16 protein-coding genes are annotated in these 19134 nt (G+C 67.8%); 6 read left to right on the forward strand and 10 right to left on the reverse strand.

What is annotated here, in order from left to right; genetic code table 11:
* The first annotated feature begins 44 nt into the window (after positions 1–44).
* Complete coding sequence (locus ACWDNU_RS19690) at positions 45–443, forward strand: RidA family protein (RefSeq protein ID WP_449669928.1); 399 nt, start codon at positions 45–47, stop codon at positions 441–443.
* A gap of 1 nt (position 444) precedes the next feature.
* Here the strand turns inward: ACWDNU_RS19690 and ACWDNU_RS19695 are convergent, their stop codons facing one another.
* From ACWDNU_RS19695 to ACWDNU_RS19720, 6 genes are all read right to left on the reverse strand, one after another.
* Positions 445–1425 carry a CobW family GTP-binding protein gene (locus ACWDNU_RS19695; protein ID WP_449669929.1) on the reverse strand — a complete coding sequence of 327 codons (981 nt, stop codon included), beginning with the start codon at positions 1423–1425 and terminating at the stop codon, positions 445–447.
* Positions 1426–1438: 13 nt separating this feature from the next.
* Complete coding sequence (locus ACWDNU_RS19700; protein ID WP_449669930.1) at positions 1439–2800, reverse strand: UbiD family decarboxylase; 1362 nt, start codon at positions 2798–2800, stop codon at positions 1439–1441.
* Positions 2797–3402, reverse strand: coding sequence for a UbiX family flavin prenyltransferase (locus tag ACWDNU_RS19705; RefSeq protein ID WP_449669931.1), 606 nt, complete (start codon positions 3400–3402; stop codon positions 2797–2799). The genes ACWDNU_RS19700 and ACWDNU_RS19705 overlap by 4 nt, the downstream gene beginning before the upstream one ends.
* 9 nt (positions 3403–3411) lie before the next feature.
* Positions 3412–4764, reverse strand: a complete 1353-nt coding sequence (locus ACWDNU_RS19710; RefSeq protein WP_449669932.1) for a nucleobase:cation symporter-2 family protein — start codon at positions 4762–4764, stop codon at positions 3412–3414.
* Positions 4765–4975: 211 nt separating this feature from the next.
* The gene (locus ACWDNU_RS19715) at positions 4976–6337 is read right to left on the reverse strand and encodes a nucleobase:cation symporter-2 family protein (RefSeq protein WP_449669933.1); all 1362 of its coding nucleotides are present in this window, start codon (positions 6335–6337) and stop codon (positions 4976–4978) included.
* Between the two features lie 34 nt (positions 6338–6371).
* Positions 6372–7772: an amidohydrolase gene (locus ACWDNU_RS19720; RefSeq protein WP_449669934.1), complete on the reverse strand. Its 1401-nt coding sequence runs from the start codon at positions 7770–7772 to the stop codon at positions 6372–6374.
* Positions 7773–8111: 339 nt separating this feature from the next.
* Here ACWDNU_RS19720 and ACWDNU_RS19725 point away from each other — a divergent pair, with 339 nt between their 5' ends.
* On the forward strand, positions 8112–9095 hold the full coding sequence (locus ACWDNU_RS19725) for an amidohydrolase family protein (RefSeq protein ID WP_009081542.1): 984 nt from the start codon (positions 8112–8114) through the stop codon (positions 9093–9095).
* A gap of 25 nt (positions 9096–9120) precedes the next feature.
* On the opposite strand, the gene ACWDNU_RS19730 is transcribed toward ACWDNU_RS19725, so the two are convergent.
* A complete protein-coding gene (locus ACWDNU_RS19730; protein ID WP_449669935.1) occupies positions 9121–10116 on the reverse strand; it encodes a LacI family DNA-binding transcriptional regulator in 996 nt (331 codons plus the stop codon).
* A 92-nt stretch (positions 10117–10208) separates the two neighbouring features.
* On the opposite strand from ACWDNU_RS19730, the gene pucD reads away from it, so the two are divergent.
* The 3 genes from pucD to ACWDNU_RS19745 all read left to right on the forward strand — a co-directional run bounded on the left by pucD (position 10209) and on the right by ACWDNU_RS19745 (position 14113).
* Positions 10209–12524, forward strand: a complete 2316-nt coding sequence (gene pucD / locus ACWDNU_RS19735) for a xanthine dehydrogenase subunit D (RefSeq protein WP_449669954.1) — start codon at positions 10209–10211, stop codon at positions 12522–12524.
* Positions 12525–12755: 231 nt separating this feature from the next.
* Complete coding sequence (locus tag ACWDNU_RS19740) at positions 12756–13634, forward strand: FAD binding domain-containing protein (protein ID WP_449669936.1); 879 nt, start codon at positions 12756–12758, stop codon at positions 13632–13634.
* On the forward strand, positions 13625–14113 hold the full coding sequence (locus ACWDNU_RS19745) for a (2Fe-2S)-binding protein (protein ID WP_449669937.1): 489 nt from the start codon (positions 13625–13627) through the stop codon (positions 14111–14113). The genes ACWDNU_RS19740 and ACWDNU_RS19745 overlap by 10 nt, the downstream gene beginning before the upstream one ends.
* 555 nt (positions 14114–14668) lie before the next feature.
* Here the strand turns inward: ACWDNU_RS19745 and ACWDNU_RS19750 are convergent.
* Positions 14669–15448, reverse strand: coding sequence for a PIG-L family deacetylase (locus tag ACWDNU_RS19750; RefSeq protein ID WP_449669938.1), 780 nt, complete (start codon positions 15446–15448; stop codon positions 14669–14671).
* A 208-nt stretch (positions 15449–15656) separates the two neighbouring features.
* On the opposite strand from ACWDNU_RS19750, the gene ACWDNU_RS19755 reads away from it, so the two are divergent.
* Positions 15657–17009, forward strand: a complete 1353-nt coding sequence (locus ACWDNU_RS19755; protein WP_370935253.1) for a TrpB-like pyridoxal phosphate-dependent enzyme — start codon at positions 15657–15659, stop codon at positions 17007–17009.
* A gap of 539 nt (positions 17010–17548) precedes the next feature.
* Here the strand turns inward: ACWDNU_RS19755 and ACWDNU_RS19760 are convergent.
* Positions 17549–18742: an RNA polymerase sigma factor gene (locus tag ACWDNU_RS19760; RefSeq protein WP_449669939.1), complete on the reverse strand. Its 1194-nt coding sequence runs from the start codon at positions 18740–18742 to the stop codon at positions 17549–17551.
* On the reverse strand, positions 18739–19098 hold the full coding sequence (locus ACWDNU_RS19765; RefSeq protein ID WP_370935255.1) for a YciI family protein: 360 nt from the start codon (positions 19096–19098) through the stop codon (positions 18739–18741). Before ACWDNU_RS19765 ends, ACWDNU_RS19760 begins: the two co-directional genes overlap by 4 nt.
* Between the last annotated feature and the right edge of the window lie 36 nt (positions 19099–19134).

Below are 19134 nucleotides of genomic sequence, written 5' to 3' on the forward strand. Positions count from 1 at the left end.
AATCCCGTGGCGGCCAGCCGCGTGCGTGAGCGACGATCCGCCTCGTGACCATTGAACGGCAGAACCCGCCCTCCCTGCATCCGACTCCCGGCTATCACCACGTGACCACCGTCGACGCGCGCCGCACCCTGCACCTCGCCGGTCAGTGCCCGCTGACGCCCGACGGCCAGGTCGTTCCCGGCGACGTCCTCGCGCAGGTGGACCAGGTCGTCGCGAACACCGAGGCCGCGCTGGCGCACGCCGGAGCGACTCCCGAGGACGTGGTGCGGACGGTGATCTACGTGGCGACCTCCGACCAGCCGACCCTCGCCGCCGTCTGGGAGCGGTTCGTGAAATCTCCGATCGCGGCGGCGTTCACCACCGCGAGCACGCTGGTCGGGGTGGCGTGCCTGGGCTACCGGGGCCAGCTCGTCGAGTTGGACGTGACCGCGGCGCTCGCGTGAGTCACCGGCCAACCGCGGCCAGGCTGCAGCGAGACACCGTGTCGGTCAGCTCCGCGCGGTCGAGGTTCCGCCCGATCAGGACGAGCTTGCTGACCGGCGGCTCCGCACCCCATTCGCCCGCATCGGTCAGTTCGTAGATCCGATGCACGCCTTGCAGCACCGTGCGGCGGTCGAACGCCAGGATTCCCTTGAACCGGTACAGGTCGTCGCCGCGTTCGGACAACAGCGCGGTGAGCCACTGTTCGAACGCGGCGCGGTCCAAGGGGTAGTCGAGTTCGATCGAGACGGATTCCAGCGTCGGGTCGTGGTGGTGGGACTCGTCGTCCAGCCAGCCGGGGTCGGCGGCGACGGTGCGGTTCAGGTCGAAGGCGTTGATGCCCAGGATGTCGTCCAGATCGACGCTGCCGTAGCTGGACGTGAGGATGTCCGCGGTCGCGTTCACCGAGCGCAGCTGCGTGCGCAGTTCCTCAATTTCCGGCTCGGTGACCAGGTCGATCTTGTTGAGCACGATCCGGTCGGCGAACGCGATCTGGTTGCTCACCTGGCCGCCGACGCCGTCGTGTTCGCCCTCCTCGAGATGGCTGCCGACGTGCCGCGCGTCGACCAGCGTCACGATCGCGTCCAGTGCGAAGGCCGACGACACTTCGTCGTCCACGAAGAACGTCTGCGCGACCGGGTTCGGGTCGGCCATGCCGCTGGTCTCGATGAGAATCCGGTCGAACCGTTCGCGCCGGCGCAGCAGCGACTGCAGGATTTCGATCAGGTCGGTGCGCGCGGTGCAGCACAGGCAGCAGCCGTTGCTCATTTCGATGATTTTCTCGTCGCCGCCGAGCACGAGCGCGTTGTCGATCGGGATTTCGCCGAACTCGTTCTCGATCACCGCGATCCGGTGGCCGTGGTTCGCGGTGAGGATGTGGTTGACGAGCGTGGTTTTGCCGGAGCCGAGAAAGCCGGTCAGAACGGTCACCGGGATTTTGGCCATGATGATTCCCTCCTTAAACGTTCCCGCCGAGAATCCGGCGAGCGTGCTGACGTGCTTCTTCGGAGACGACGATGCGGTTGCCGTCGAACTGCGGGCCGCGAGTGGCGTCCAGGCCCATCCGGGACGTCGTGCCGTCGGAACCCGAGGACGGGTCGAGTGGCGAGCCGGGCAGACCATCCACAGTGAACAAGTCTTGGTGTGGCTGGAAATGCGTGGCCAGCGCCCACAAGACTTCACTGTCGTTGGTGATGTCGACGTCCTCGTCCACGGCGATCACCGTCTTCACGTACGGGTCCCAGCCGAGCAGGCCGAGCATTACCTGACGGGCTTGCCCAGGTCGTCGCTGGCGTAGTGCGACATAGCAGTGGAAATGCGTGCCGGATGTCGGGTAATGGACCGCCGTGACGTCCGGGAAGCGCGCCTTGAGTTTCTCCGCCATTTCTGATTCGCGTGGCACGCGGGCGAGATTCAGGTGTTCGTCGGTGTTGCCGCCGACGACGTCGATGAGCATGGCGTCCGAGCGGCGCATGATCGTTTGCACGCGGAGCACGTTGTTGGTCGAGCGATTCGAGGAATAGCCGGAGAATTCGCCGAACGGGCCTTCGTCCGCGTGCTCGGAGGCGTCGATCGTGCCTTCCAGCACGAAGTCCGACCAGGCCGGGACGCCGATGCCGTGCTGCGGGGTACGCACGACCTCCAGAGGTTCCCCGAGCAATCCGCCCGCCACCGCGCGTTCGTCCACGTCGTAGCCGACCCGCGCGGACGCGGCGAGCATGAACAGCGGATGCCCGCCGAGCACCATCGCGACCGGCATCGGCTCCCCGCGTTCGGCGTACTTCTGCAGCATCCGCCACAGGTCGCCCCGGGAATGGAGGCTGGTCGCCAATTCGGTGCGGGAATGCGGCATCGCGCGGTGGTAGCTGAGGTTGCCGACGCCGGTGTCCGGATCCTCCGCGACGATGATTCCGCTGGTGACGTAAGGGGAGCGGTCGCTGGCGAAATGCCGCAGCATCGGGATGGTCGCCAAGTCGACCTCGGTCGTCACGTCGTCCAGCACAGGCCCGTTGTCGACCACCTTCGGCGGCACTGCGCGAAGGGCCTGCTGCTGGTAGGCACTGTGCAAACCGGACGGTCCGGTTTCGAGCATGCGGGCGATGCGCTCCCGTGAGGCGAACAGGTTGCTGACCACCGGCACGTCGAGCCCGGTCACCTTCCGGAACAGCACCATCTCGTGCCGCCCGGCCGCGGCGAGTTCGTAAATCACCCCGGTGACGCCCTCGTCGGCCGGGACGGGATCGTCGAGGACGAGCACGTCGTCGGGAAACTCGTGCCGGTACTGGTCAACGAAAGCATGGGGATCTTGCCGGTGGTTCACCGCGAAACTCCTTGCGAGGCGGGCGGACCCTGCCAGCGCGCGAACAGTTCGTTCTCGATGCCGAACTGGTCGAGCACCTTGCCGGTCAGGTGGGCGAGGATGTCCTCAATGGACTCGGGCTGGTGGTAGAAGGCGGGAACCGGCGGCAGCACGGTCGCGCCAGCCTCGGTCACCGCCACGAGATTGCGCAGGTGCACGAGGCTCAACGGGGTTTCCCTGGCGACGAGCACGAGCGGACGGCGTTCTTTCAGTGTCACGTCGGCGGCGCGGACGAGCAGGTCGTCGCTGTAGCCGTGCGCGATTCCGGCGACGGTCTTCATCGAGCACGGCACAACGACCATGCCCATGGTGCGAAAGGAACCGGACGCGATCGACGCGGCGATGTCCCCGCGTGCGTGGCGGACGTCGGCCAGGTCGGCGACCTCGGCGGGCGGCATTCCGGTTTCCAGTTCGATGGTGCGGTGCGCGGCCCGGGACATGACCAGATGCGTTTCCACCGTGCCGAGCTTGCGCAGCGCGCTCAGCAGGTGGACAGCCAGGTGCGGGCCGCTGGCCCCGGTGATGCCGACGATCAGCCGGGGCCGCTGCGGTTCGGTGCCCATGACGTCCTTTCAGGACTGGGAAAGCTTTGCGGCGGGTTCTCGGTGCACAGTCGGTTCTTCCGGCTGCCATGTGCGCCGGGCGAAGAAAAGCAGGTTCAGCAGCACTGCCAGGACCGTACCGGTGGCGACGCCGCTCTTGAGGAAAACCTGTGCTGCGAACGGGAACTGCTTGTAGAAGTCCGGCGCACCGGCCGGGATCAATCCGACACCGAGCGACAGCATGACGATCACGAGGTTGCCGGTCTTGTTGAAGTCCACTCGGGACAGCAGCTGAATGCCGGACACGGTCAGCGCCGCGAAGGTAGCGACGGCGGCCGCGCCGATCACCGGTTGCGGGATCGCCGCGATCACCCGGCCGATCGGTTGCACCACCCCGAAAACCACCAGGATCATCCCGCCGACCGCGACCGGATAACGGCTGCGCACCTTCGTCAGCGCGACGAGCCCGATGTTCTGGCCGAAGGTGGTGTAGGCGAAGCCGTTGAACACGCCGCTGAGCGCGGTGAGCAGCCCGTCCACCCGGAGCAGATTGGCGATGTCGCGCGGTCCGACCTTCTTGCCGACCACCTGGCCGACCGCGAGCCCCTGCCCGGACGCCTCGACCATCAGCACGAAAACGATCACCAGGAACAGCAGAATCGACGGAATGTCGAAATGCAACGCTCCGTAATGCATCGGTCGCAGAAGCCCGAAAACGGGACCGTCGGCGACTCCGGCGAGGCTGCCCAGCCCGGTCAGCCAGCCGACGATCGCGCCGACAGTGAGCGCGATCAGCATCGCGAGCTGGCCGAGCAGACCGCGGAACACCCGGTAGAACACCGCGATCAAGGCGAGCGTGAACCCGGCGAGCGCGAGATTCGCTGGCGCACCGTAGTTGTGCGCGGACGGATTGGAACCGGCGATGAGTTTCAGCCCGACCGGAATCAGCGTCAATCCGATCAATGTGATGACGGTGCCGGTGACGACTTCCGGGAACAGCTTGAGCAGTTTGCTGAACAGCGGCGCGATCAGCACCCAGAGCACGCCGACCACGAGCAGCGAGCCGTACACTGTGGACAGCCCCTGCGTGCTGCCGATCAGCACCATCGGGACGATTCCGTTGGACGCCGCGCCGACCACGAGCGGCATCCGGATGCCGAACTTCCAGACGCCGAACGCCTGCAGCATGGTGCCGATCCCGGCGAGCACCAGGTCGACGCTGACCAGGTCGGCGATCTGCGACTGGGGAAGCCCCAGCCCGGCGCCGACCACGATCGGCACCACGACGACTCCGGCGTACATCACGAGCACGTGCTGCAAACCCAGCAGCACCAGCGGGCCGAATCGGGGACGTTCGTCCACAGGGGACACGGGACTGGCCATGATTCCCTCACCTCGTTGGGCCGGCGGGGCCGGGAAAGCGGCCGGGCCGGGCGGATCGTGGGTCGTCGCCGGAGCCGGACGGGCAGCCGGCGTCGATGACCCCCGGCCGCGCGCGAATCCTGCCGCCGCACCTACGGGGTTATGGGATGATCGAAGATTTTTCCTTCCCTGCAAGGAGTTTCGACTATGGTGCATCGGAAGCCGCCGAGGGTCAATACCCGGGCGCGGCTTCCGGCCCGGTGCGCGGAGCCCGCTCGCGGCGGTTGAGCACGAGGTTCAGCAGGAACGCCGCGATGCCGCCGGCCGCGATGCCGCTCGTGAGCACGGTCTGCACCACCACGGGCAGATGTTGGTAAAACTCTGGCGCGCCGACCGGCAACAGGCCGAAGCCGAACGAGATGGCGACGATCAAGATATTGCGCCCGTTGCTGAGATCCGCCTGGCTCATGATGCGCAGCCCGACCGCCCCGACGGTGCCGAACATGACCACTCCGACGCCGCCGAGCACCGGTCCGGGCAGCGACGCGACGGCCGCGCCGAGTTTCGGCACCAGGCTCATGAGCACCAGCACCGCGCCCGCGGTGGCGACCACGAACCGGCTCATCACGCGGGTGATGCTGACCAGGCCGACGTTCTCGCCGAAGGTGACGACGGTGAACGAGCCGAACACGCCCGCGAAGGCGGAGCCGATCCCGTCCGCGCGCAGTGCCCGGGAAATCTCCGGCGGTCCGACGTCGCGGCCGACGATCTGCCCGATAGCGAGCGTGTCGCCGGTCGATTCGACCATGTTCACCAGCTGCACGATGATCATCGGCAGCAAGGCGGACAAGGCGAACGTCGGCATGCCGAATTCGAACGGCTTCACCACGCCGACCCAATCCGCGTGCCCGACCGAGCTGAAGTCCGCCATGCCGAGCGGAATCGCGACGAGCGTGCCGACGGCCAGTGCGATCAGGATCGCGAAGCGGCGCACCGCGGGCGGAGCGAACCGTTCCAAACAGACAGTCAGCACAATGGTGCCCAGCCCGAGAATCAGCCGTCCGGCCGAACCGTGGTCGGCGGCACCCGGATTGGACCCGGCGATCAGCGTCGCCGTGGAGGGCAGCAGCGAGAACCCGATGATCGCGATGATCGTCCCGGTCACGATCGGCGGGAAGAACCGGATCAGCTTGCTGAACCACGGGGCGACCAGCCAGGTCAGCAGCCCGGCAACGATCGTCGCGCCGAAGACCGCGGGCAGCCCGGCCTCCTTGCCGACGATGATCGCCGGGGTGATGCCGGTGAAGGTCGAGCCCATCACGATCGGCAGCCGGACGCCGACGTTGCCGATCCCGAGCGTCTGCAACAGCGTCGCGATGCCGCTGACCAGCACGTTCGCCGTGACGAGCGTGGCGATCTGCGCGGTGGACAGGCCGACGCCGAGCCCGATCAGCAGCGGGACGGTGACCATTCCGGAGTAGGCGACCAGCAGGTGCTGGACACCGAGCGGGAGCATTTGCCGCAGCCGGGGGACGGTGTCGACCGCGTCGCGGGTCGCGGCTTCGGCTCGGGTGGTGCGCGGACGGAATCGCATGGTTTCCTCCACAGCGGGGAAAGGGGAGCGCGGATCACCGCGCCCAGGGAGTGAGCAGGCCGCCCATGCCGCTGCGTTCCAGCAGCCGGGCCGCGTGCCGTTCCGCCTCGCCGGCGGCGGCCTCTTCGTCGACGCGGACGCACTGTCCGTCGCGGTAGACGATCTCGCCGCCCACGATCGTCAGCTCCACATCGGACCCGCGGGCGGAGTAGACGAGGGCGGCGACAGCCCGGTGCACCGGGCGCACGTGCGGACGGTCGAGCGCGGTCACGATGACGTCGGCGAGCTTGCCCTCGCTCAACACTCCCGCGTCGATTCCGGCGTAACGGGCCCCCTCGCGGGTGGCCATTTCCAGCGCGTCCTCGGCTCGCAGGGCCGTCGGGTCCAAAGTGGCCGTTCGCTGGCCGAAGACGCTCAGTTTCATTGCCTCGAAAAGATCTTGCCGATGGCCGCAGCTGGGACCGTCGGTGCCCAGCGCGACCGGAACATTCCGCTTTCGCAGGTTCGCGATCTGCGCGGTGCCCGAGGCGAGGTAACCGTTGGACGCCGGGTTGTGCGAGACCCCGGCACCGGCAGCGGCGACCTGCTCGATTTCGGCTTCGTCGAGCCAGATCGCGTGCGCGAGGGTGGCCCGTTCGTCAAGCAGGCCTTCTTTCGCGAGCCATTCGACCGGCCGGACCCCGTGGGTTTCGATGTAGCTGACCGGATCGGTTTTGCTCTCGCAGCAATGGGTGTGCCAGCGAGTGCCGAATTCCCGGGCGAGTTCGACCGTCCGGCGGACGAGTTTTTGCTCCACGTAACAGAGGTTGAGCGCGGCGGGCCACACCGCGACCCTGGAGTCAGGCGGCCGATGTTCCATTGCCTCGCGGGTGATCGCGAATTCGTCCTCGCTTGAGTAACGGAACAGTTCGATCGGCTGGCCGCGACGGTCGGCGATTTCGGTGCGCTCGCCCAGCATGCCGCGGGCGACCGCGCCGCGAAGCCCGGACTCCTCGATGACGTCGGCGACGGCGAGCGTCGTTTCAAGATCGCTTGGCGCGTAATGGTTGTCGATCACCGTCGTGATGCCGGCGCGCAACGCTTCGACCGCGCCGAGCCGGGCTCCGGCCACCGCTTCGGGCCCGGTGATCGCGATCGAATACGGCCACATGAAATCGCACAGCCAGGGCACGATCGACATGCCTTCGCCGAGCCCGCGAGCGAGCGCTTGGTAGAGGTGGTTGTGCCCGTCGACCAGGCCGGGCAGCACCGCCTTGCCGCGACAGTCGACGATCTCTTCGGCGTGCCAGCGCTCAGTGCCGGATCCCGGTCCGACGCCGACGATCCGGTCGCCGGTGATCGCGACGTGGCCGCTGGAGTGGACTGTGCGCTGGTCGTCGACGGTCACCACGGTGCCGCCGGTCAGGAGGAGTTCGCAGGGTTCCGCAGCCGACATCGGGCCGCCCTTCCCCGGGCGGGGTCGGACCCGGCCCGGCGGTCGTCTCCAGCACGCGGCTGGAGGCAGCTGGCCGAACGGTTGGCCCGAAACGGGAGGTCACCGGCGCCCGGCAGCGCCGCCGGGTCGTTCAATGCAAAGCCCTCGCGGGACCGGTGTCAAGAGCCCTCTCCGGAAAGTCTTGCCGCGCAAGGCATTCGGCGATCATGTGTTGACAGCGGGCGGCGAAGGTGTTGCACTCGGTTGCGCCGGAGCGCGGATCGCGCTTCCGGGTCCCGTAGGTGCGGTGAAGCGCGGCCGGGGAGTCCTTTACTCAAGTCTTGCGTAAGGAGACATCCGGTGATTATCGATACCCATGTCCATCCGACGAATCTCGTCGACGAAGCCTGGCGGCACACCGGAACCCCGTTCACCGGCGAGCGCACGCTGGAAATGATGGACGGTCCATTCTGGATCAACGGCAAGCCGCGGCGCGTGGACGTCAGCTGCATCATGCCGCCGCCGGGCAACACGACCTGGCGCGAGGGCAACAAAACCGGGCGCGAAGGCATCCGCGAATACCAGGCGTACGTGACCTCGCTCGTGCAGCAGTACCCGGACCGATTCGTCGGGAACTTCATGTACAACCCGCGGTTCGGCCCGGAAAACGGCGCGGCGGAGCTGGCCTTCCATGTGAAGGAATACGGCTACAAGATGCTGAAACTGCACGCCAACATGCATTCCTACCGCCCGGACCGGGCGCTGGACTGGCTGCGGCCGGTGATGCGGGTGTGCGACGAGCTCGGCGTGATCGTGCTGATCCACACCGGGGACGGGCCGTATTCGATCCCGACCCAGTTCTACCCGATCATCCGCGAGTTCCCGAACGTCACGTTCATTCTCGGCCATTTCGGCATCCAGACCGGCGGCGTCTACTGTTTCGAGGCGTTCTGGATGATCCAGGACTCGCCGAACGTGATCGGCGAATCGGGCTGGCTGCTGCAGTCGCGGATCGTCGAATTCGCCAAGGAGATGAAGAAGAGCGACCTGGTCTTCGGCACCGACTCGCCGCCGAACGAGCCCGGCATGTGGGCACGGGAGCTGGAAGTGCTGTGCCACCAGCCGCCGCAGGGCCTGAACCTGTCCGAGGACGACCTGGAGGGCTACCTCGGCAACAACATGGCCAAGCTGCTCGGCCTGGCGCCGACGCCGCCGCCGAAGGACAAGGCGGAAGCCGAGGCGTATTTGCGCGGGGACATTCCGCAGGCCTCGGCGGCGAATACGCACGCGTCGCATTATCTCGGCTACACGCCGTCGGCGTGGGCAGAGGCCGCTAACTCCTGATTCTGGTGCTGCGCCAGCTGCGGGTTTACGCGCACCCGCAGCTGGCGCGCGCGGTCAGGTGTACGTCGAGGACGCGATCTTCCGGTTGGGTGTTCTCTCGGAGTTTGTCCAGAGTGGACACTGCGGCGTCGGCGAAATCGTCGAAGGAATGCCCGGCGGTGGACAGCGCGGGCCAGCTGTGTGCGGCGGCATCGGTTCCGCCGAAGCCGATCACCGCAAGGTCTTTCGGCACGCTCAGGCCGAGCTCCGCGGCGACAGTGAGCGTGTCGAGCGCCAGCCCGTCCGCGGTCGCCATGATCGCGCGCGGTCGCTCCGGCGACTGCAGCCACCGCCGGATGTCGGCCCGTGCGGCGTGCCGATCCAGACCGGTGCGGACGACGTTGCCTGTTTTTCTTTCGGCCGCCCGCATTGCCTCGGTCCAGCCGCGGGCTCGATCGGCTACCGGCCCGGACCGCGCGGTACCCGTGAGACACCCGATCTCGCGATAACCGTGCCCGAGCAGATGTTCGGTGGTCAGCCGCCCGCCCGCCTTGTTGTCTAGCACCACGGACGGTGCGGCGGCACCGGACGGGGCGTGGTGATGCAGGTAGACGACCGGAACGTCCAAAGTGGAGTGAGTCGCGGCCGCGCCGGCGATCTCCGCGCGGACGAGCAGCAGGCCGTCCACGCGCATGTTCGCCAGCGATTCGGCGTACCGCAGCTCCTGCTCCCGGGAGAATGCCGAATTCCCCAGCAGCACAAGGGATCCGCGCGCGAACGCGGCGCGCTCGACCGCGTGGGTGAGCTGGGTGAAGTAGCCCTCGCTGCTGTCCGGCACGACCAGCCCGAGCACGTTGCTGCGCGTGGACCGCAACGCGCGCGCGACGAGATTCGGCCGGTACCCGAGGTCGGCGATCGCCTGTTCCACCCGTGTCCGGGTGGCGGGAGCGACCGGACGCGGCCCGTTGTTGAGCACGTAACTGACCACGGCCGGCGAGGTGCCCGCCAGCCGTGCGACATCGTCCCGGGTGACCCGCTGCATGCGCCAGACGATACCCGAAGAGCCGTTGACAGTCCCGATCTACACGTGTTGAATCCCGTGGAGTCGGCAAAGCAGGAAAGCTGGTGGTCACTGTGGACTCGCTGGTACGCGCCGCGGAAACCGGGAAAGCCGCCGGGGTGGGCGAAAGCGCCCTCCGGCCGGACGGCGCCGCCAAGGTGTCCGGCAGGTTCGCCTATTCGTCGGATTTGTGGATCGAGGGCATGGTCTGGGCGACCACGCTGCGCAGCCCGTACGCGGCCGCGCGGATCCGGTCCATCGACACGAGCAAGGCTCTCGCTCAACCGGGCGTGCACGCCGTGCTCACCCACGAGGACGTACCCGGCGCGAAGACGTACGGAATGAAGTCCGCCGACCAGCCGGTCCTCGCTGTCGACGAGGTCCGCTACCACGGCGAACCCGTCGCGCTGGTCGCCGCCGACGACCCGGAAACCGCCCGCCAGGCCGCAAAACTGATCATCGTCGACTACGAACCGCTGACCCCGGTCACCGACCCGATGACAGTCTTGGACAAGGACGTCCGCCCCATCCACCCCGACGGAAACCTCGTACGCCACGTGAAAATCCGCCACGGCGACCTTTCGCAGGCCCGAGCCGAAGCGGACGTCGTCGTCACCGGCGAGTACGAGGTCGGGATGCAGGACCAAGCTTTCCTGGGTCCGGAATCCGGCCTGGCTATTCCCTCCGAGGATGGCGGCGTCGAGCTTTATGTTTCCTCGCAATGGCTGCACAAAGACCTAGAACAGTTAGCTCCGTGCCTAGGTCTGCCGCCAGAAAAAGTCCGCCTCACTTTGGCAGGCGTCGGCGGTGCCTTCGGCGGCCGAGAAGACCTCTCCGTCCACGTGCACGCCTGCATGCTCGCCCTGCGTCTCGGACGCCCGGTGAAGATGTCCTACAACCGCTACGAATCCTTCTTCGGCCACGTACACCGCCATCCGGCCAAGATGCGCTACGAACATGGAGCCACAAAGGACGGTCGCCTGGTCTATGTCAAAGCGCGCCTAGTTCTGGACGGTGGTGCCTACACGTCGACTTCCCCCGTAGTCATCGCCAACGCCTGCTATTTCGTGACCGGTGCCTACGACGTTCCTCATGCTGAAATCGACGGCCTGGCAGTGTTCACGAACAACCCACCCTGCGGCGCGATGCGCGGTTTCGGCGCCGTCCAGTCGGCCTACGGCTGCGAGTCCAATATGGACAAACTGGCGCACGAACTGGGCATGGACCCCATGGAGTTGCGCCTTCGCAATGCCATGACCACCGGCACCGTCCTGCCCACTGGCCAAGCCGTCGACGGCCCGGCCCCCGTCGCGGAACTGCTGCAAGCCTTGCGAGACCGTCCTCTGCCACCCGCTGCCGCGATGGATCTTCTTTCTATGCCAGGCGGAGCCGCCAACACGACGCACGGCGAGGGGGTGCGTCGCGGAGTCGGTTACGCGGTCGGGGTGAAAGCGATCGGCTACTCAGGAGGCGTCGACGACATCTCGACCGCCCGAGTCACTCTGGCCGTCGTGAACGGCGCCCCGGTGGTCTCGGTGCACACCGCCGCCGCGGAATGCGGACAAGGCGTCACGACGGTCCAATCGCAAGTGGCGAGCACGGAACTAGGCGTCTCCCGGGTAGTCGTCCTCCCCGCCGACACCCAAATCGGCGACGCCGGTTCCGCCTCCGCGTCCCGAATGACCTGGATGTCGACCGGTGCCGTGCAGGGGGCTTGCCGCTACATCGCCCGGGAACTCCTGCGCCGCGCGTCAGCCGCTTCAGGCTTCTCTTTGGGCAACGACCAAGTCCTGGACACCGCCGGACGCCCCGTGTGCTCCATCGCCGACCTGGTCGGTTCGGCCACTCTTTCGCACACCTTCGAGTACCACCACCGCCCCACCCAGGGCATCGACCCGGAAACCGGCCAGGGCGACGCACACATCGCCTTCGCCTTCGCCGCCCACCGAGCCGTGGTGGACGTGGATGTCGAACTGGGTTTGGTGAAGGTCGTCGAGCTGGCGACCGCCCAGGATGTCGGCAAGGCGATGAACCCGCTGGCGGTAGAAGGCCAAATCGAAGGCGGGAGCGTGCAGGGCCTTGGTTTGGCTTTGATGGAAGAAATCCTGGTGGATGCCGAGGGCCGGGTGCGAAACCCGTCCTTCACGGACTACCTGATCCCGACCGTGCTGGATGTGCCGCCGATGCCGATCAGCCTGTTCGAATTCCCGCACCCGGACTCGCCTTACGGCTTGAACGGCGTCGGCGAGCCGCCGACCCTGTCGTCGACCCCCGCGATCCTGAACGCCCTCCGCTCAGCGACCGGCTTGGCTTTGCCGAACGCCCCCGTCCGCCCGGACGACATCGCTTTGGCGGGAGGCCGCGGCGCGGGGTTGGGTGCGGCTTCGTGAGCGGCCTCCCTTTGCTGACCCTGATCCGTCCGGACGGCATCGCTTTGATCGGAGGCTGCGGTGCAGGCGTGAGTGCCACTTTCGTGACCGGCTTGCCTTTGCCGAACTCCCCGAACCGCCCAGACGACATCGCCCAGGACCACGCGGCGAGCTTGCATACCGCTTCGTGACCGGCTCGCCCGACGCGGCCGTTCGACCCTTCCCGTTCCTTCCCGAGGCCGGAGGTGCCCCGTGGATTTCCTGACCCCTGTGACCTGGGCGGAAGCCCTGGCGGTCAAGTCGGACCGCCCCGACGCCGTCCCGTTGGCGGGCGGCACCGACGTCCTGATCGAACTCAACTTCGACCACCGTCGCCCCACCGCATTGCTCGACCTGACCCGGATCAGCGACCTGACCGAATGGACTGAAAAAGACGGCCGCATCCGTCTGGGCGCAGGCGTGTCGTACACCCGGATCATCACTGAGCTGGGCACCCGCTTCCCCGGATTGGCGATGGCGAGCCGCACCGTCGGGTCCCCGCAAATCCGCAACCGCGGCACCGTCGGCGGAAACCTGGGCGCTGCCTCCCCAGCCGGCGACGCCCACCCCATGCTCCTGGCTTGCGACGCGACAATCGAGGTCGCGTCCGTGCGCGGCACCAGGATGATTCCGGCTACGGAGTTCTACCAAGGCGTCAAACGCAACGCTCTGGCCCAGGACGAGCTGATCGCCGCCATCCACCTTCCGGTCGCGACCGGCCCGCAACAGTTCGCGAAAGTCGGCACCCGCAACGCGATGGTCATCGCAGTCTGCTCGTTCGCACTGGACCTGGCCCCAGAAACCGGCTGGGTAGGCGCGGCAGTCGGATCGGCCGCCCCGACGCCACGCCGAGCCACCGCCGCCGAAGACTTCCTCCGCGACGCCCTCTCCGAATCGTGGGAATCCCGCTCCCCGCTGCCGGACCCGGTAGTCCGCCGTTTCGGCGAACTGGCCGCGAGCGCCGCGTCCCCGATCGACGACGTCCGGGGCAGCGCGGACTACCGCATCCACGCGATCGCAGTACTGGCCCGCCGGACGTTGAGCTGGGCCTGGGACGACTATCGGAAAGGCGGGCAGCCGAAATGCGCCTGAACCTCACGGTCAATGACGAGCCGCGGACTGTCGACGAGGTCTGGGAAGGGCAAAGCCTGCTCTTCGTCCTGCGCGACCAACTGGGCTTGCCAGGCTCGAAAAACGCCTGCGAACAGGGTGAATGCGGTTCGTGCACAGTGTATTTGGACGGTACCCCAGTGTGTTCGTGCCTGGTCGCCGCGGGCCAAGCCGAAGGCAGGAACGTCCACACGGTCGAGGGCCTGGCCGACGGCGACGAGCTGGACGCAGTACAACAAGCCTTCATCGACACCGGCGCCGTGCAATGCGGCTTCTGCACGCCGGGGTTGGTCGTCGCCGCACATGAACTCGTGCACCGCGTGACCGCCCCGACGGACCCAGAAATCCGCGAAGCCCTGGCGGGCAATCTGTGCCGCTGCACCGGGTACGAGAAAATCTTGGACGCAGTCCGCCTGGCTGCGGCTCGAGTCGGAGACTCGGAGCCCGCGAACCCCGCGTGACAGCTGCCCGCGTGCGGGAACCACCACGTCGACTGGGCTGCGTCGACTGAGCTGCCTTGTCAGGCGCATGCGCCGAGACCCCGCACGACCCGCATGGCCTCCGCATCGTCCACGTCGGGCGGCGGCTGCGCGATGTCGTACCCCCGCGCGCAGGCAACTGCCTGTAGTCCCGCATGAGAACGCGGACCGGCTAACCATTTCCCTCGGCTCGGGCATCACCCACACCGGTTCGGGCTGTCCGCCCGGTGTCACGCGATCAATTCCGTCTGCTCCGGGGCATGGCCAGTCTGCTCTCGACTGCGGGCTGTCGCGGCCCCGCCGTTCCTCGCAGTTCGGCGCACGTGCGACCGCCAGTGCCCATCCGCGACCGGGCTCGGTCTGCGATCAGCATCGGAAATCGTGCCTGCGCGGGCGACTCCCTCGGCGCTGACCTGCTGACCGATCTCGGTTCTGCGCTGACCTGGCGACCCGTCTCGGTCCTGCGCTGACCTGATGACCCGTTTCGGTCCTGCGGTCAGCGCCGGTAGCTCCGTGCCCCGGCTTGTCCCAGGCCGGTCAGAGTCCCTTCATCAGATCCGTCTCCGTCACCCCCGGCCCCTGCCCTTCGCGGATGAACCACTCCGTCCCGAACGCCTGGCCGAATTTGTCGTCCGGCAGAGCCAGGAAGAACGAATCCTCACTGATCTGGCTCTGGTGCGCGCGCATCGCAGCCCGCTTCACCTTCGCGTATGCCGTGACGTCCACTTCCGCGGTCAGCTCGGCTGCTGGCTTGCCGATGATCATGTCCTCCTCCGGGCCGCCTTCCTCGCCCGCCGCGCGTGCGGCTTCGGCGGCGCGGCGGATCTCGTCGCGGTTCGCCGAGCCCTGGTAGATCCGCGGTGTGCCCGCGAGTTCGCCCGCGCGCATGCCGACGCGGTGGACCTGGATGTGGTCCGGGTGGCCGTAGACGCCGAAGTCGTCGTACACCGTCAGCACGTCCGCCGACTCCTCGCGCAGGATCGTCGCCAGCCGCTCCGCCGCCTCTTCGACCGGCGCGCTCCAGAACGTGCCCGGGCCGTCGTTCGACGGGTCGCCCATCATTCCGGAGTCCTGGTATCCCAGGAACTCCACCCGCGAGACGCCCAGCACCTCAGCAGCCGCCTGCGTCTCCTTCACGCGCCGGTCCGCGAGCTGCTCGCCGTCTTCGAGCAGGCCCTCGGGGATCTCGCCCTTTTCCCCGCGCGTGGCCACCACGAGCACCACCCGGTGTCCCTCGTCGGCCGCCTTGCGCATCACGCCGCCGGTCATGATCGCCTCGTCGTCCGGATGAGCGTGGAACGTCACCAATGTCGCCATGCCAACGAACCTACCGGCACCCACCGACAAAAACCGGCGCCCGCCGGAAACGGCTTCCGGCGAATCGTCCACACCCTCCATTGTGGACAGGTCGCCCACACGGGTGGACCTGCGGCTTTATCGGCGCGAGGGGTCCCCTCGCGCGCTCTCGCGCTTGGCTTCTCCCGCCGCCCGGCTTACGTTGGGGTCCGCCGACCGAGGAGGCGTCATGGCAGAACGGACGAAATACATCCTGGACGAGGCCGATCTCCCGGCGCAGTGGTACAACGTGGTGCCGGACCTGCCCGAGCCGCCGCCTCCGCCGCTGCACCCGGGCACGCGCGAGCCCGTCGGGCCCGCGGACCTGGCCCCGCTGTTCCCGCAGGCGCTCATCGAGCAGGAAGTGACCACCGAGCGCTACATCGACATTCCCGAGGAAGTCCGCGACGTCTATCGGCTCTGGCGTCCGTCGCCGCTCTACCGCGCCCGCCGGCTGGAGAAGGCGCTCGGGACCCCGGCGCGGATCTACTACAAGTACGAGGGCGTCAGCCCGGTCGGCTCGCACAAGCCGAACACCGCTGTGCCACAGGCGTTCTACAACGCGGCCGAGGGCGTCACGCGGCTCACCACCGAGACCGGCGCCGGGCAGTGGGGGAGCGCGCTGGCATTCGCGTGCGCGACGTTCGGGCTGTCGTGTGAGGTCTGGCAGGTGCGGGCGTCGTACGACCAGAAGCCGTACCGCAAGCTGATGATGGAGACGTTCGGCGCGCAGGTGTACCCGAGTCCATCGGACCGCACTGCTGCTGGCCGCGCGATCCTGGCCGAGAATCCGCAGTCGACGGGCAGCCTCGGGATCGCGATCAGCGAAGCCGTCGAGCAGGCCGCGGCGGATCCGGGGGCCCGGTACGCGCTGGGCAGCGTGCTCAACCACGTGCTGCTGCACCAGACAGTCATCGGAGAGGAAGCCCTCCGCCAGTTCGAAATGGCCGGCGACACCCCGGACGTGCTCGTCGGCTGCACCGGCGGCGGCTCCAACTTCGGCGGGCTCGCTTTCCCGTTCCTGCGGGAAAAACTGGCCGGCCGGATGAACCCGGTGATCCGCGCGGTCGAACCGGCGGCCTGCCCGACCCTCACCCGCGGCCGCTACGCCTACGACTTCGGCGACACCGCCGGACTCACGCCCCTGCTGAAAATGCACACGCTCGGCCACGGCTTCATCCCGGACCCGATCCACGCCGGAGGCCTGCGCTACCACGGGATGTCGCCGCTGATCTCGCACATCTACGAGCTGGGTCTCATCGAGGCGCTCGCGATCGGCCAGCAGGAGTGTTTCGCCGCCGGGGTGCAGTTCGCCCGCACGGAAGGCATCATCCCCGCGCCTGAACCGACGCATGCATTGGCGGCGTGCATCCAGGAAGCGTTGCGCTGCAAGGAGACCGGCGAGGAGAAGGTGATCCTGACGGCTCTCTGCGGACACGCACACCTCGACCTTCCCGCGTACGGCGCGTATTTGGCGGGGGACATGGTGGACAACGAACTGCCGGACGCGGCACTGGAGGAATCGTTGGCGGCACTTCCCTGACGAACTGACGATCCAGGCGGGTTGCGGTCGGTTGGGGTCGGTTGGCGGGCAGCGGTGGGCCGGATCGATCGACTGGTTGCCCAGGCGGGTTGCGGTTGGACGGTGAGGTGTCGTTGGCATGAGTGGCCTGACGATGACGGGAAGGTGGCCCGGCCCGGCCCGGCCAAGGAGGCTTGCTTGGGCTGCGGTCGGTCGGCGAGGCTCCGCCGAATCATGCCGTGGCATGTGCTCGCGGGCTGGCCTGGGCAGATGCCTGGGCGTGCGGGCGGATGCAGCTGAAGGCCTGCCGAACTGAACTGTGGGCTGTGCTCGCGGGTCGGCCTGCGCTGGTGAGTGGGCGAGGTGGGCAAGACTGGCTTGCGGAAGCCGAAGCCTCCGTCGAGCCAAGCCACGGCTGTGCTCACGGGCCGGGCCGGGCCGGGCTGGCGCGCAGGCGTGATTGGCCAGGGCAGGCGAGCAGAAGCCGAAAGCTTCGCTGAGCCGAGCCGAACTGTCGCGTGCGCGAAGAACCGGCGACGGAACGGGAAGCGAGACCGAGCTCAGGCATCTCCGGCGAGCTGCGATCGGCGGGTCTCCAGGAAAGCTCGCTCAGTGTCGTTCGTGGCCAGCGCGATCGCCTCGGTGTAGGCGGCTTCGGCTTCGGCGGTGCGGCCTAGGCGGGTCAGCAGGTCCGCCCGGGTGGCGGGCAGCAGGTGGTAGCCGGGCAGGTCCAGCTCGTCCACTAGGGCCAGGGCCAGTTCTGGGCCGTGGACTTCGGCGACCGCCACCGCGCGGTTCAGGGCTACTACGGCGGTGGGGGTGTGGGCCAGGAGTTGGTCGTAGAGCGCCAGTACTTGCGGCCAATCCGTCGTCGGGCCATCGGTGTGGACGGCGTTGATCGCGGCTTGCAACTGGTACGGCCCGGGCTGGCCGCGGCGTAGGCATTGGCGTACCAAGGCGTGGCCTTCGGCGATCAGGGTTCGGTTCCACAGGGAACGGTCTTGGGCGGTCAAGACGACAAGCTCGCCGGCGGGGTTGACTCGGGCCGGGCGGCGCGCCTCGGTCAGGAGCAGCAGGGCTAGCAGGCCTTGGACTTCGGGTTCGTCGGGCATCAGGTCGGCTAGGGCGCGCGTGAGGCGGACAGCCTCCAAGCACAGGTCTGTCCGGACAAGCGGGCCGGAGGTCGAAGTGTAGCCCTCGTTGAAAACCAGGTACAGGACGGTCAGGACAGAGGCCAGGCGGTCCGGCAGTGCGGCCTCGTCGGGGACTCGGTACGGGATGCCTGCGTCGCGGATTTTCTTTTTGGCTCGGACGATCCGCTGGGCGATCGTCGGTTCCGGGACCAGGTACGCGCGGGCGATCTCCGCGGTTTCCAAACCGCCCAGCAGGCGCAGGGTCAGGGCGGTTTGCGCGAGCGGCGACAGGGCCGGGTGGCAGCAGGTGAAGATCATCCGCAACTGGTCGTCGCGCACGGGGCCCTCCTCTGCTGGTTCGGCGGGCTGGTGGAGGAGCAGGGCCTGGGCGTGCCGGGCCTCGCGGGTGGATTCTCGGCGGAGGCGGTCGATCGCGCGGTTTCGGGCGGTGGTCACGATCCAGGCGCCTGGGTTGGCCGGCAGAGACTCGGCCCAGGCGGTGACTGCGATGGCGAACGCGTCCTGCACCGCCTCCTCGGCTAATCCGATGTCGCCGAGGAGGCGGGTCAGGGTGGCGACGCAGCGGCCGTACTCGGCTCGGTAGACCGCGGCCAGTGTCACGCGACGTCCTCCGGGCCGTCGGCGAACGGGCGTACTTCGATGGGGCGGCCGCAGGCTTGCGCGCACTTGTCAGCCCACAGCAGGGCTTCGTCCAGGTCCGCGCATTGGATCACCCAGAAGCCGCCCAGTTGCTCCTTTGTTTCGGCGAACGGGCCGTCGGTCACGGTGGTGGTGCCGTTCGCGGGGCGGACCACCGTGGTGGCGTGCGAAGGACGCAAACCGCCGACGAAGACCCAGGCGCCGGCGGCCTTCATGTCGTCGGTGACCTTGGTGGTGCGGGCCATCTGGGCGGCCAGCTCCTCGCCGGTCTCCAGCGTGGTTTCGTCTGCCTGGACGGCCAGCAGGTACTGCTTCATGGCGAACTCCTCAAGCCGGGTCTCTTACCTTGGCTA

The sequence above is a fragment of the Amycolatopsis sp. NPDC003676 genome (assembly GCF_053587275.1).